Below are 13,397 nucleotides of genomic sequence, written 5' to 3'. Positions count from 1 at the left end.
GTTACATCGTATTGTAGCGGTGCGGGCATGTCCAGAGATTTCCTAGCGGCCGTGGATGAGGCTCAGTGCCTCGGCCCGGGCGGCCGGCAGGCGCAGTTCACCACGGACTGCGGACGTTATGGTCTTTGCCCCTGGCTTGCGGACGCCCCGCATTGACATGCACAGGTGCTCGCACTCGATCACCACAATTGCCCCCAGAGGCCGCAGCGACTTAACAAGTGCGTCCACCACCTGGGTGGTGAGCCTCTCCTGGACCTGCGGCCTTCGCGCAAAGACGTCCACCAGCCTGGCCAGCTTGCGAGGCCGGTCACGAGTCCCTCAGCGGACGGGATGTAGCCCACATGTGCCACGCCATGGAACGGCACCAGGTGATGCTCGCAGGTGGAGTAGAAGGGGATGTCCTTAACGATGACCATTTCACCGTGGCCGAGGTCGAAGGTCTTGTCCAGGACTGCCAGGGGATCCTCATGGAGCCCGCCGAACATTTCCGCGGCGGCGCGGGCTACGCGGGCCGGGGTGTCCGCCAGTCCCGGCCTTTCGGGGTCCTCTCCGATGGCCAGAAGGTATTCGCGGACGGCCCGCTCCACCCTTGGCCCGTCCACACCCTGGGTGACGGTTGCTTCCGTCGTCAGGGCAGGGGTCACGATTCGGCCCGCTCAAGCCGCACGATTACGGACTTGGAGGTCGGCGTGCCGCTGGTGTCGGCCACGGAGTCAAGCGGCACGAGGACGTTCGTTTCGGGGTAGTAGGCCGCCGCGCAACCCTTGGGCGTCGAGTATGACACGATGCGGAAGTTCTCGGCGCGTCGTTCGGTCCCCTGGAATTCGGAGATGAGATGGACCATGTCCCCGTCCGTGAACCCCAGCTCAGTAATGTCGTCCGCGTTGATCATGACCACGCGGCGCCCGCCGTGGATTCCGCGGTAGCGGTCATCCTTGCCGTAGATGGTGGTGTTGTACTGGTCATGGGAGCGCAGGGTCTGAAGGACGAGCCGTCCTGCGGGGACCCTGATGAATTCCAGTTCGTTGCCTGTGAAGTGGGCCTTGCCCAAAGCAGTATCGAACCTCCTGGCGTCCCGGGGTGGGTGGGGAAGCACGAACCCGCCAGGGTTCTGGATCCGCTCCTCGAAATTCTCGAATCCGCTGAGGACCGCTTCGATGTGTTTCCGGATGATGGAGTAGTCATCCCGCATGGCGAGCCAGTCGGCTTTGGGGGCATTGGGCAGCGGGAGGTTGTCGCTGCCGGTGAAGATCTTGTGGGCGATGTTGCACACAATGGCCACTTCGGAATGCAGGTGCTCGCTGGCGGGCTTCAGGCGACCACGGGAGGCGTGGACCGCACTCATGGAATCCTCCACGGTCACCCTCTGGTCGCCGGTGCGCTGGGTGTCCTTCTCGGTACGTCCGAGCGTCGGAAGAATCAGCGCACGACGCCCCGTCGATACGTGGGAATGGTTCAGTTTCGTGGAGATCTGCACCGTCAGGCGGGTGTTGGCCAGCGCCTGTTCCGTGACGTCGGAATCCGGGGCCGCCCGCACGAAGTTGCCGCCCATGCCGATGAAGACGCGGACCTTGCCGTCCCGCATGGCGCGGATGGCGGCCACGGTGTCGAAGCCATGCGCCCGGGGGGAGAGGAACCGGAACTCTTCGTCAAGCCGGTCGTGGAAGTTCTCCGGCATCTTCTCGAAGATGCCCATGGTCCGGTCGCCCTGGACGTTGGAGTGGCCACGGACGGGACAGACGCCGGCTCCGGGCTTGCCGATGTTGCCTTGCAGAAGCAGGACGTTGACCACGTCGCGGAGGGTGGGAACCGAGTGCTTGTGCTGGGTCAGGCCCATGGCCCAGCAGACGATCGTGGCGCTCGAGGCCAGGAGCCGCTCGCCCGTGGACCTGATCTGTTCCAATGTCAGCCCCGTGGCTTCGACGATGTCGTCCCATTCCGCCTTTTCGAGGTACCGCAGGTATTCGTCAATGCCAACGGTGTGGTCCTTGATGAACTCATGGTCCAGCACAGTGGGGAGACCGGGGGTCTTGCGCCCCTGGGCTTCGGCTTCGAGAAGGTATTTGCCAAGCCCCTGGAAGAGGGCCTGATCGCCGCCGGCGCGGATTTGGAGGAAGTCGTCGGTCAGTTGTGTGCCCACCACCATGCCGGAAATGTTCTGCGGATTCTCGAACCGCAGGAGCCCGGCCTCGGGAAGCGGATTCACGGAGATGATGACGGCGCCGTTCTTCTTCGCCTTCTCCAGCGCGCTGAGCATACGCGGGTGGTTGGTGCCGGGATTTTGCCCCGCCACGAAAATCAACGACGCCGTTTCCAGGTCCGTGAGGCTGACGGAGCCTTTGCCGATACCGATCGTTTCGACCAGTGCCGAGCCGGACGATTCGTGGCACATGTTGGAGCAGTCGGGCAAATTGTTCGTCCCGATGCCGCGAACGAGGAGCTGGTAGGCGAAGGCTGCCTCGTTCGATGTCCGCCCGGAGGTGTAGAAGACCGACTGGTCGGGGTGCTCCATGTCCCTGACCTCCTGGGCGATCAGGGCATAAGCGTCGTCCCACGCGATGGGCTTGTAGTGGGTTGCGCCTTCGTCGAGGAGCATCGGATGCGTCAGCCGGCCCTGCTGGCCCAGCCAGAAGTCATCGCGCGTCTTCAGGTCCGCAATGGAGTGTTGTGCGAAGAATTCGGGCGTGACGCGGCGGCGCGTGCCTTCTTCGGCCACTGCCTTGGCGCCGTTCTCGCAGAATTCCGCAGCATTGCGCTTTTCGTGTTCCGGCCAGGCGCAGCCCATGCAGTCAAAGCCGTCAACCTGGTTGACAGCCATGAGTGTCTGGATGCTGCGCAGCGGGCCCATCTGCTCAAGGGAAATTTTCAACGCGTTCGCTACAGCCGGAAGGCCGACGGCCGTCGTCTTCGGCTTCGTCACGGTCAGTTTTGACTCGTCGATGTTCTGCTTGGGGGCTTTGGAAGCCATGTGATCTTCCCTTCAGATCTTGGCAGGAAACAATGGAATGGAGGTGCTGCCTGGGGCCAGCGCGGCGGTCGGCTGCAGTGTCCGCAGATCATCCAGAAGGCCACGCATGCGGCCGAGGTCGTTGAACGTGTAGACGTGGAACCCGGCAAAGAGGGGATCGCCCGCCAGCTCCTGGTGGACCTCGCGGATCAGGCGTCCGCTGTCGTAGCTCAGGAAGTCGTCCCCTCGCCAGAGGGCCCCCGCCATACCTGTCCCGCGGGCCAGCTTGAGGGAGCGGCCGACGCCGAGGCGCGCTCCCAGGGAGACCAGTTTCCTGATGGACACCGGGCCGGGGACTCCAACCCACACGGGTAGCTCTATGCCGGCCTCGCGGATTGACCGGAGGTACCGGGTGATTGCCTCGGCGGAAAAGCACATCTGCGTGACCACGGACGACGCCAAGGGCGCTTTCGTGAGGAGGCTGCTGCTGAGTTGTTCCCGGCTGAGCTGCGGGTGGCCTTCCGGATAACCGGCAATGCCTATGGAGAAGTCGGGCGAATAGGCGTTGACCGCCTCAAGGAGTTCTCCGCTCCAGCTGTAGGGGCCCGCGGGCGTGCGCCGGTCACCGGCAACGAGAAACAGCTCCGAGACGCCGGCCTCCTGCAGCTGGAGCAGCAGCGAATGGAGCTCTGCCTCACCCGTGATGCTGCGGGCTGCGAGATGGGGAACCGTGTGGTAACCCAGGCTCGCCAGGTTGACGGACGCCGCTACGGTCCGTGCAGGCCCGTGGTGCGGGAGGCACGTCACGCTGACGGATCCTGTGATGTCAAAGGCCGCAGGGAGTTGCGTGAGCAGATCGGCGGACGGAAACACTTCCAGCCGTATCCTTGCAACAGCTTCTGTGCTCATTGCTCTCCGTAAGGGTTGACATTTTTTTGATGGGATATTGATATATCAGTTCTAGGAATACTATGTACAGGAGGCCTTCGCGTCAAGGCTCAGCCGTGCATCGGGAGGAGACTTGGAAATGGTAAACGGTGGAGAACTACCGTCGGATATTGGAGGGCCCTTCCTGCCAGCAAGGCAGGAGGAGGAGTCCTTCGCCGACTTCGCCTACAGGGTGCTCTGTGATGAACTGATCGTTTTGGACATCAAGCCTGGCGAACCATTGAATGACGAAGTGATTTCCAGGCGGCTCGGAGTGGGAAGGACACCCATCCGGGAAGCCATGAAGCGCCTTGAGAGCGACCACCTGGTGGTGGCGTACCCCCGCCGCGGAACCTTCGCCGCCGGGGTGGACATCACGGATCTGGCTGAAATCTCCGAAATCCGGCAGCTTCTGGAGCCTGCGGCCGCAGCACGGGCAGCCCGGATGGCGTCGCCGCAGCTCCGCCAGGAGATCAAGGAATTTGCCACGGAAGTGGGCCAGCTCCTGCCAAGCACACACTCCCAGCGGGACCTGATGCGCCTGGACATGAGGGTCCACCGGATGATCTACAGAGCCACGGGGAGCCGGCATCTTGAGGATGTCCTGATCCGGTACGACAACCTTGCGACGCGCATCTGGAGCCTTGTGCTGGAGAAACTTCCTCCGGTATCCGAGCATATTGCCCAGCACATTGAGCTGCTCGAGTGCATCGCGGAAGGGGACTCCGAAGCTGCTGCGCGGCTGACCACCAAGCATGTGACGGACTTTGAGAACCTCATCAGGGCCGTCCTGTAGCCCCTTGGCAGGACACGGCCTTCGCGCCCGTTCAGATCACATGGATCTGCACGGGCGCGAAGACAACAACAAGTCCTAGGCGTAGCCGGGGAGCCTGCCGAGGATCACCCGGCTGTTCCCCGGACCAAGGCACGCGACTGTTCCCGCGCGGCCTCGGTGGTGTGCAGGAGAAGCAGGGACGTGGTGACTGAGCCGACGCCACCCGGAACTGGCGTTAGCGCCCCGGCGATGCCCCGGACGCTGGCTTCGTCCACGTCCCCCACGAGGGACCCGTCGGAAAGGACGTTGGTGCCGACGTCGATCACAACGGCCCCGGAGGAAATGTGGCCGCCGTTCAGCAGGCCGGTGCGCCCGGCGGCGACCACCACGACGTCGGCCGTCTTGGTGTATTTCTCCAGCGCCCCTGACCTGGAGTGGCAAACGGTGACGGTGGCGTCGCGTTCCATCAGCAGCAGGGACAGCGGTTTTCCGACGACGGCGGAACGTCCAATCACGACGACGTTCCGGCCCGCCACCGGGATGTCGAAGTGGTCAAGGATCTCCGTGACGGCCCGTGCCGTGGCAGGGGCGAACGAGGGCTGGCCGACAGCGAGGCGGCCAAGGCTCAGCGGATTCGCGCCGTCGATGTCTTTCTCGGGGGCGATGTGCCCCACCAGGGCATCTGCATCGACGCCGGGAGGCAAGGGCGTCTGCAGGATGATGCCGTTGACTGACGGCTCGGAGCTGAGGTCCTTCAGGACAGAGGCCAGCACCTGTCCTGTCGCGTCGTGGCCAAGGTCCACGATCCGGCAATTAATGCCGGCGCCTTCTGCAGCCCGTTCGATGGACCGCACATACCAGTGCGTGGAGCCGTCGTCAGTGGCCACAACCACTGCAAGGGTGGGGCGCAGGCCGTCAGTTTCGAGGTTCCGGGCTTCGTCGTGGGCCTTCTGCTGGATGAGCTTTGCCAGGTTTCGTCCAGAGAGGAGTGTGGTGCTCAACCGAGAATCCTTTCGCGTACGCGCTTCACCAGCGAGTCGGCCGCCAGGATGACCCTTTCCTCAAGGCCATCGGTCTGGGCAGCCAGCCGGGAACGTGTTTCGTTGTCCTTGATGGCCACCACGTTGATGTCGATGTTCACCCGTGCGGTGGTGGCGGCTGCCCGGGCAGCGTCGACGGCCGCGGCGACGTCACTGATCACGTTGGCATTGGCCACCTCGAACAGTTCCGTGGCAAGATCCACGACGGCGCCGGCTAGGAGGATCAGTTGTGCCGGTGTTTCCGCGGCCTGGACGAGCGCGTCCTGGATGGACGCTGTCCGTGCAGCCTTGAGGTCGTAAGTACCGGCGGGGAGCTTGTACGCGTCAATGACGCCTTGGAACGCGTGCTGGTCGGCGTCCGCGAGGCGCAGGGCCTGGGCCACCAGGCCGTCGGCGCTGCTAATGATCCTGGCGACGAGTTCGGCGTGCTGTTCGTATCTCGTGCCGGTGGTGTACCTGGCCACCATGGCGACAAGCGCCGCCCCCTGGGCGGCGTGGAGAGCCGCCGCTGCGCCGCCGCCGGGGGTGGGTTCGCGCGAGGCAAGCCTGGCGAGGTAGTCGTTTATTGTTTCTGAACTGATCATGTGTCTTCCTGGGGGCTGAAGCTCTAGTCGACTGGCCTGGGCATGGGACGGGCCATGGAAAAGCAGCGGCCCGGACTCTGGTTGCGAGGAAATGAGTCCGGGCCGCGTGCCCTTGAATGGCCCGGCGGCTGTTAGCCGCGGAGCCGGGTCATCGTGGGGTCGTACAGTGGATCGGCCGTGACCGTGGCCTGGATGCGCCGGCCAAAGTACTCGATTTCAACCGAGTCACCCAGGGAAACGGCGGCGGGCAGGTACGCGTAGGCAATTGGCTTGGCAACGGTGTAGCCATAAGCGGCGCTCGTGACGTAGCCAACTGCCTGGTCCTTGTAGAAGACAGGTTCCTTGCCCAGCACGATGCTGCGGCCGTCGTCGACCGTCAGGCAGCGCAGGCGGCGGGCGGAGTTTTCCTCGGTCCGGCCTTCCAGTGCTGCCTTGCCGACGAAGTTTTCCTTGGTCATCTTCACGGCGAAACCGAGTCCCGCTTCCAGCGGGTCGTGCTCGGTGGTCATGTCGGTGCCCCACGAGCGGTAGCCCTTTTCCAGGCGCAGTGAGCTGAACGCGGCGCGGCCGGCAGCGATCACGCCGAACGGCTGCCCTGCCTTCCACAGTGCGTCCCACAGGCGCTGGCCGTTGTCCGCACTGGTGTACAGTTCCCAGCCCAGCTCGCCGACGTAGGACAGCCGCATTGCGGTGACGGTGACGCCGCCGATGACTACCTTCTTGGCCCGGAAGTAGCGCAGGCCGTCATTGGAGAAGTCGTCGCTGCTGACCGTGCTGATCAGGTCCCGGGCGAGGGGTCCCCACAAGCCGATGCAGCATGTCCCGCCGGTGGTGTCGCGAACCTGGACCCAGTCACTGGCGGTTCCGTTTTCCGTCTGGTGGCGTGCGGCCCGCTCAAAGTAGGCCGTGTCGATGTTTCCATTGGCTCCGAGCTGGAAGGTGTCTTCGCTCAGGCGGGCCACGGTGATATCGCTTCGGATCCCGCCGGCGTGGTCCAGCAGGAGGGTGTAGGTGACCGCCCCCGGCTTCTTGGTCATGTCGGCGGTAGTCAGCGACTGCAGCAGCTTCAGGGCTCCGGGACCGGAGACCTCGAGGCGCTTGAGCGGGGTCATGTCGTACATAGCCACCGCGGTGCGGGTCTTCCAGGCTTCGGCGGCGGCGATGGGCGAGCTGAACATCCCGGACCAGGCGTCACGTGCCGGCGGCTGCCATTCGTCAGGCATCTCCTTGAGCAGTTCAGCGTTGGCTTCGAACCAGTACGGACGTTCCCATCCGGCGCCCTCCAGGAAGTAGCCGCCCAGCTGCTTGTGGCGGGCGTGGAACGGGCTGACGCGCAGGTTCCGCGGAGAGAGCTTTGGCTGCAGCGGGTGCAGGACGTCGTAGATTTCCACGAAGTTCTGCTGGGACGTTTCGCTGACGTATTCGGGAGTCAGCTGGACTTCTTCGAAGCGGTGGATGTCGCAGTCACCAAGATCGATGCTGGACTTGCCGGTGGTCAGCAGTTCGGCAACGGCGCGGGCGATGCCGGCGGAGTGGGTCACCCACACGGCCTCAGCCACATAGAAGCCGTCCACTTCCTTCGATTCGCCCACCAGGGAGCCGCCGTCGGGGGTGAAGGAGAAGATGCCGTTGAAGCCATCCTCGATTTCGCTTTCGCGGAGGGCCGGCAGCAGTTGCTTGGTGGCTTCCCACGCAGGAAGGAAGTCCTCCAGGGTGAAGTCCAGGCGCGAAGGCATGTTGTGTTCGCTGATGCTGCTGGGCTCGTAGCTGCCAAGCTCGTCAAGATCCACGGGCATGGGGCGGTGCGCGTAGGAACCAATGCCGTAGCGCTCGCCGTGTTCGCGGTAGTAGAGGTCCTGGTCCTGGTGGCGCAGGATGGGCAGCGAAGCGCCGTTGGGCAGTTCGTTCTTGCCCTTCTGCGCCGGCACGGGAGTGGTCTTGACGTACTGGTGGGCCAGCGGGAGGAGCGGGACGGACATGCCGATCATCTCGCCGATCTTGGCGCCCCAGAAGCCGGCGCAGGAAACCACGATGTCCGCAGGGATGACGCCTTCAGCGGTCTCCACTCCTGTGACCCGGCGGTTGGACTGTTCGATTCCGGTGACCTCGGTGTTGCCGATGTACTTAACCCCGGCGGCTTCCGTGCGCTTGATGAGCAGCTGGACTGCGCGGGCGGCGAGTGCCAGGCCGTCGCTCGGTACGTGGAGGCCACCCAGGATGTCTTCCTCATTGATGAGCGGGTAGAGCTCCTTGCATTCCTCGCGGGAAAGGATCTTGCCCTCGATGCCCCACGCGGCGGCGTAGCCTAGCTTCCGCTTCAGGTCCGCGAGGCGGGTCTCGGTAGTGGCAACCTCCAAACCGCCGACCTGGTTGAAGCAGCTGACGCCGTCCTCGCTCAGGGACAGGAGCTTCTCAACCGTGTACTTGGCGAAGGCAGCCATGGTCTTTGAAGGGTTTGTCTGGAAAACGAGGCCCGGAGCGTGGGACGTGGAGCCTCCAGGCATATTCAGGGGTCCCTGGTCCAGGACGGTGATGTTGTTCCAACCCCGCGCGACCAGTTCGTCGGCCAGGTTTGTGCCGACGATTCCCGCTCCAATAATGACAATGCTTGGCGTCGAAGCCATGTGGTTTCTCCTGCTGATCTTCGTGTGTTGTCTCTGCTGATGTGGTAGTCGTGTTTACCGGAACACGACAGTACTGGTTTGGTCCAACAACACACGGTGCTCGCAGTGCCACCGCACGGCGCGGGACAGTGCCAGCGCTTCCGCATCCTGCCCGACTGTTGACAGTGCGGTGGGACCGTAGCTGTGGTCCACCCGGATGACTTCCTGTTCGATGATTGGCCCTTCATCGAGTTCAGCAGTCACGTAGTGGGCAGTGGCACCTACCAGTTTGACGCCACGGTCGTACGCCTGGTGGTACGGGCGTGCTCCCTTGAAGCCAGGGAGGAAGGAATGGTGGATGTTGATGGCCCGGCCTTCAAGGGAGCGGCAGAGGTCATCGGAGAGCACCTGCATGTACCGGGCGAGCACAACGAGGTCGATGTTGTGCTCGTCGACGAGGTCCAGCAGGCGCTGCTCGGCGTCTGCCTTCGTCTCGGGGGTGACGGGGAGGTAGATGAAGGGCAGGCCGGCGGCATCGGCCATGGCCCGGTGGGTTTCATGATTGGACACCACGAGGACGATGTCGCCACCGAGGCTGCCGCCGCGCCAGCGGAAGATCAGGTCATTCAGGCAGTGGCCGAACTTGGACACCATGACCAGAATGCGCTGCTTGGTCTGGTCATGGAAGCTGAACTTCATCTCGAAGCGATCCGCAATGGCGCTGAACTCCTCCTGGAGCCGCTCCGGCGTGTACTCGGGGGAACCCGAGAATGCGGTGCGCAGGTGCAGCGTCTCGCGGAGCCCGTCGTCGAACTGCTGGTGCTCGTCGATGTTGAAGCCACGTTCGAAGAGGAAAGTGGTGACCGCCTGGACAATGCCGGCACGTTCGACGCACGACAGTGTGAGTACGAACTTCTGGGCCGTGTCCTTCACGCGGGGGTCGTTCTGAGTCAGCGTGCTGGTTGATGAGTCTGTTGCCACTAGGGTCATGTCTCCTCCTTAGGTATCTTCCCGTTAGATATATTCTCAGATTACCAACTGATATATTAGGGTTGGGAATCAGCGTATACTGGTCAGTGGGCGAGGTCAATAGCCTGTTTGGCTTGATTGGAAAGGGGTCCAGGTTATGGCAGTTGAAGCGTTGGCGATCGTGGAAGATGCAGCCAAGAAGTCGTTGGCGGACGGGGCCTACGAGCGTATCCGCGACCGGCTGCTGATGCTTGAGATCAAACCCGGCGATCTCCTTAATGACGACCACCTCGCCAAGGACCTCGGCATGGGGCGGACTCCGGTGCGGGAAGCTTTGAAGCGGCTTGAGCTTGACCGCCTGGTGGTTTCGTATCCGCGCAGGGGCACCTTTGCCACCCGCGTGGAGGTAACCGACCTTGCTTTCATTTCGGAAATCCGGACGCAACTTGAACCACTCGCTGCGTCCCGTGCCGCCAGGGTGGCCACGGAATGGCAGCGGGAGCAGCTGCGGGCTGTGATGCGGGCTGTTGAATCCTTCGATACCCATGCGGCCTCCGTCGTCGAAACGCTGCGCCTGGATGCGCGCGTCCATCAAGGCATCTACGCGGCGGCGGGCAATCCCCACCTTGAGGACGTCCTGATCCGGTACGACAATCTCGCAACACGCATCTGGTGCATGGTGCTGGATCGCCTCCCCGATCTTTCCCGCCACGTGCGTGAGCACCTGGACCTGCTCGGCGCTGTGATTGACGGCGATGAGGCGCGGGCCGCTGACCTGGCGAGGAGCCACGTCAGTGGATTCGAGGATGCCGTCCGCAAGGCGCTTTTCACCTGATCTGAACCCAGCCCCTCCACGTATTACCAAGAGCGCGGCCCTTCCAGCCGCGCTCTTGGCACCTCTGGGACACCCCTGGGACGGCAGGATAAATCTGTTGACACCCACTGGACTGGATAGCATACTTGAGTCACGAAACTAATATATCAACAGGATATTAGATAGCAGAGGAGAAAAGATGGTCGACGTTCTGACCCGTACGCTCGCAGAGACCGATCCTGCGATCCACGCAGCCGTTCAGCAGGAGCTCCTGCGCCAGCAGGGCACGCTGGAGATGATCGCCTCCGAAAACTTTGCGCCGACTGCCGTCATGGAGGCCCAGGGATCCGTACTCACCAACAAGTACGCCGAAGGCTACCCGGGCAAGCGCTACTACGGCGGCTGCGAACACGTTGACGTGGTCGAGCAGCTGGCCATCGACCGTCTTAAGTCATTGTTCGGCTCCGAATTCGCCAATGTTCAGCCGCACTCCGGCGCCCAGGCCAACGCAGCGGCGATGTTCGCCCTGATCCAGCCCGGCGACACCATCCTGGGGTTGAACCTCGCACACGGTGGCCACCTGACCCACGGCATGAAGATCAACTTCTCCGGCAAGCTCTACAAAGTGGTCCCGTACGGAGTCGGCGAAGACACCCATACCATTGACATGGCCGAGGTTGAGCGCCTGGCGGTTGAGAGCAGCCCGAAGCTCATCGTCGCCGGCTGGTCCGCCTACTCCCGGCAGCTGGACTTCGCCGAATTCCGCCGCATCGCGGACCTGGTAGGCGCCTACCTGATGGTGGACATGGCCCACTTCGCAGGCCTGGTGGCCGCAGGGCTCCACCCCAGCCCCGTGCCTCACGCCCACATCGTCACGAGCACCACCCACAAGACCCTTGGCGGCCCGCGCGGTGGCGTGATCCTGACCAACGACGCCGACCTCGCCAAGAAGGTCAACTCCGCGGTGTTCCCCGGACAGCAGGGTGGCCCGCTGGAGCACGTCATTGCCGCGAAGGCCGTGGCGTTCAAGCTCGCCGCTGAGCCGGAGTTCCGCGACCGCCAGGAACGCACCCTGGAAGGCGCCCGCATCATCGCAGAACGCATGCTGTCTGCCGACGTTGCAGAGTCCGGCGTGACGGTGGTCAGCGGTGGGACCGACGTTCACCTGGTCCTGGTGGACCTCCGCAGTTCGGAACTGGACGGCCAGCAGGGCGAAGACCGCCTGCACCGGATCGGCATCACGGTCAACCGCAACGCCGTGCCGTTCGACCCGCGTCCGCCGATGATCTCTTCCGGTCTTCGTATCGGCACGCCGGCACTGGCCACGCGTGGATTCGGAAAGGCGGAGTTCACCGAGGTCGCGGACATCATCGCCGCAGCGCTCAAGCGCGAGTTCAGCGACGAGACCGTGGCGGAACTGCGGCAGCGGGTTGAAATCCTGGCCGGAAAGTTCCCGCTCTACCCCAACCTCTCCTCTGACGCGAACCAGGTGGCATGATGGCCGATCTGCTTCCGGAGCACCCGGAATTCCTCTGGCACAACCCGGACCCGAAGCCTTCCTATGACGCAGTCATCGTTGGTGGCGGCGGGCACGGCCTGGCCACCGCCTACTTCCTGGCCAAGAACCACGGCATGACCAACATCGCCGTCCTGGAAAAGGGCTGGCTGGCCGGCGGCAACATGGCCCGGAACACCACCATCATCCGTTCCAACTACCTCTGGGACGAGAGCGCGGCCATCTACGAGCATGCGCTGAAGCTCTGGGAAATCCTGCCGGAGGAGCTCGAATACGACTTCCTGTTCAGCCAGCGCGGCGTCATGAACCTGGCCCACACGCTGGGCGATGTGCGCGAGAGCATCCGGCGCGTGGGAGCGAACAAGCTCAACGGTGTGGACGCGGAGTGGCTGGAGCCGGACCAGGTCAAGGAACTCTGCCCCATCCTGAACATCAGCGACAACATCCGTTACCCCGTCATGGGCGCCACGTACCAGCCGCGCGCCGGCATCGCCAAGCACGACCACGTGGCCTGGGCATTCGCCCGCAAGTGCGACGAACTCGGCGTGGACATCATCCAGAACTGCGAAGTCACCGGCTTCGTCAAGGACGGCAACCGCGTGGTGGGCGTCAAGACCAACCGCGGCACCATCAACACCGAAAAGGTGGGCCTGTGCGCCGCCGGGCACAGCTCGGTCCTGGCCGAAATGGCCGGCTTCCGGCTCCCCATCCAGTCGCACCCGCTCCAGGCGCTGGTCTCCGAACTGCACGAGCCGATCCACCCCACGGTGGTCATGTCCAACCACGTGCACGTCTACGTCTCCCAGGCCCACAAGGGCGAACTGGTCATGGGCGCCGGCGTGGACTCCTACAACGGCTACGGCCAGCGCGGGTCCTTCCACGTGATCGAGCACCAGATGGCAGCGGCCGTCGAGCTGTTCCCCATCTTCGCCCGGGCGCATGTGCTGCGGACCTGGGGCGGGATCGTGGACACCACGCTGGACGCCTCACCCATCGTGGGCACCACACCGGTGGACAACATGTTCGTCAACTGCGGCTGGGGCACCGGCGGGTTCAAGGGCACCCCGGCTGCCGGGCTCACGTTCGCACACACCATCGCCACGGGCACCCCGCACAAGCTGAACAAGCCCTTTGCGCTGGAACGCTTCGAAACCGGAGCCCTGATCGACGAACACGGCGCCGCCGCCGTTGCCCACTAGCCGCGCCCACTAGAAAGAAGACG

10 protein-coding genes and 1 pseudogene are annotated in these 13,397 nt (G+C 63.7%); 4 read left to right on the top strand and 7 right to left on the bottom strand.

The window, feature by feature from the left end; translation table 11 throughout:
- Nucleotides 1–42 precede the first annotated feature (42 nt).
- The 3 genes and pseudogenes from folE to B1A87_RS09320 all read right to left on the bottom strand — a co-directional run bounded on the left by folE (nt 43) and on the right by B1A87_RS09320 (nt 3,856).
- A pseudogene (folE, locus tag B1A87_RS09330) lies at nt 43–647 on the bottom strand (GTP cyclohydrolase I FolE).
- Nucleotides 641–2,968 carry an FdhF/YdeP family oxidoreductase gene (locus tag B1A87_RS09325; protein WP_078028497.1) on the bottom strand — a complete coding sequence of 776 codons (2,328 nt, stop codon included), beginning with the start codon at nt 2,966–2,968 and terminating at the stop codon, nt 641–643. The pseudogene folE and the gene B1A87_RS09325 overlap by 7 nt, the downstream one beginning before the upstream one ends.
- 12 nt (nt 2,969–2,980) lie before the next feature.
- A complete protein-coding gene (locus B1A87_RS09320) occupies nt 2,981–3,856 on the bottom strand; it encodes a methylenetetrahydrofolate reductase (protein WP_078028496.1) in 876 nt (291 codons plus the stop codon).
- A 118-nt stretch (nt 3,857–3,974) separates the two neighbouring features.
- Between B1A87_RS09320 and B1A87_RS09315 the strand changes: the two genes are divergently transcribed.
- Nucleotides 3,975–4,670, top strand: a complete 696-nt coding sequence (locus tag B1A87_RS09315) for a GntR family transcriptional regulator (protein ID WP_078028495.1) — start codon at nt 3,975–3,977, stop codon at nt 4,668–4,670.
- Between the two features lie 104 nt (nt 4,671–4,774).
- Here the strand turns inward: B1A87_RS09315 and B1A87_RS09310 are convergent, their stop codons facing one another.
- The 4 genes from B1A87_RS09310 to purU all read right to left on the bottom strand — a co-directional run bounded on the left by B1A87_RS09310 (nt 4,775) and on the right by purU (nt 9,866).
- Nucleotides 4,775–5,650, bottom strand: coding sequence for a bifunctional 5,10-methylenetetrahydrofolate dehydrogenase/5,10-methenyltetrahydrofolate cyclohydrolase (locus tag B1A87_RS09310; protein WP_078028494.1), 876 nt, complete (start codon nt 5,648–5,650; stop codon nt 4,775–4,777).
- Nucleotides 5,647–6,273 (bottom strand): cyclodeaminase/cyclohydrolase family protein, encoded by a 627-nt coding sequence (locus B1A87_RS09305; protein WP_078028493.1) that lies wholly within the window; start codon nt 6,271–6,273, stop codon nt 5,647–5,649. The genes B1A87_RS09310 and B1A87_RS09305 overlap by 4 nt, the downstream gene beginning before the upstream one ends.
- Before the next feature lie 131 nt (nt 6,274–6,404).
- The gene (locus tag B1A87_RS09300; RefSeq protein WP_078028492.1) at nt 6,405–8,897 is read right to left on the bottom strand and encodes an FAD-dependent oxidoreductase; all 2,493 of its coding nucleotides are present in this window, start codon (nt 8,895–8,897) and stop codon (nt 6,405–6,407) included.
- Between the two features lie 54 nt (nt 8,898–8,951).
- Nucleotides 8,952–9,866: a formyltetrahydrofolate deformylase gene (gene purU, locus B1A87_RS09295; protein ID WP_078028491.1), complete on the bottom strand. Its 915-nt coding sequence runs from the start codon at nt 9,864–9,866 to the stop codon at nt 8,952–8,954.
- Between the two features lie 136 nt (nt 9,867–10,002).
- Between purU and B1A87_RS09290 the strand changes: the two genes are divergently transcribed.
- The 3 genes from B1A87_RS09290 (at nt 10,003) to B1A87_RS09280 (ending at nt 13,374) form a co-directional block, all read left to right on the top strand.
- Entirely contained in the window at nt 10,003–10,680 is a 678-nt protein-coding gene (locus B1A87_RS09290; protein ID WP_078028490.1) for a GntR family transcriptional regulator, read from the top strand.
- A gap of 178 nt (nt 10,681–10,858) precedes the next feature.
- Nucleotides 10,859–12,157, top strand: a complete 1,299-nt coding sequence (gene glyA / locus B1A87_RS09285; protein WP_078028489.1) for a serine hydroxymethyltransferase — start codon at nt 10,859–10,861, stop codon at nt 12,155–12,157.
- Nucleotides 12,154–13,374, top strand: a complete 1,221-nt coding sequence (locus tag B1A87_RS09280; protein WP_144275770.1) for a sarcosine oxidase subunit beta family protein — start codon at nt 12,154–12,156, stop codon at nt 13,372–13,374. Before glyA ends, B1A87_RS09280 begins: the two co-directional genes overlap by 4 nt.
- Nucleotides 13,375–13,397: the final 23 nt, after the last annotated feature.

This window comes from Arthrobacter sp. KBS0703, from assembly GCF_002008315.2.
Taxonomy (GTDB): Bacteria; Actinomycetota; Actinomycetes; order Actinomycetales; family Micrococcaceae; genus Arthrobacter.
Note: the sequence above shows the minus strand (reverse complement) of the source record. Positions and strands in the feature narration are given on the sequence as shown.

Coding starts and splice junctions, on each gene's coding strand:
- B1A87_RS09300 (WP_078028492.1), bottom strand. CDS start 8,897: ATGGCTTCGACGCCAAGCATTGTCATTATTGGAGCGGGAATCGTCGGC.
- B1A87_RS09305 (WP_078028493.1), bottom strand. CDS start 6,273: ATGATCAGTTCAGAAACAATAAACGACTACCTCGCCAGGCTTGCCTCG.
- B1A87_RS09290 (WP_078028490.1), top strand. CDS start 10,003: ATGGCAGTTGAAGCGTTGGCGATCGTGGAAGATGCAGCCAAGAAGTCG.
- glyA (WP_078028489.1), top strand. CDS start 10,859: ATGGTCGACGTTCTGACCCGTACGCTCGCAGAGACCGATCCTGCGATC.
- B1A87_RS09315 (WP_078028495.1), top strand. CDS start 3,975: ATGGTAAACGGTGGAGAACTACCGTCGGATATTGGAGGGCCCTTCCTG.
- B1A87_RS09325 (WP_078028497.1), bottom strand. CDS start 2,968: ATGGCTTCCAAAGCCCCCAAGCAGAACATCGACGAGTCAAAACTGACC.
- purU (WP_078028491.1), bottom strand. CDS start 9,866: ATGACCCTAGTGGCAACAGACTCATCAACCAGCACGCTGACTCAGAAC.
- B1A87_RS09320 (WP_078028496.1), bottom strand. CDS start 3,856: ATGAGCACAGAAGCTGTTGCAAGGATACGGCTGGAAGTGTTTCCGTCC.
- B1A87_RS09280 (WP_144275770.1), top strand. CDS start 12,154: ATGATGGCCGATCTGCTTCCGGAGCACCCGGAATTCCTCTGGCACAAC.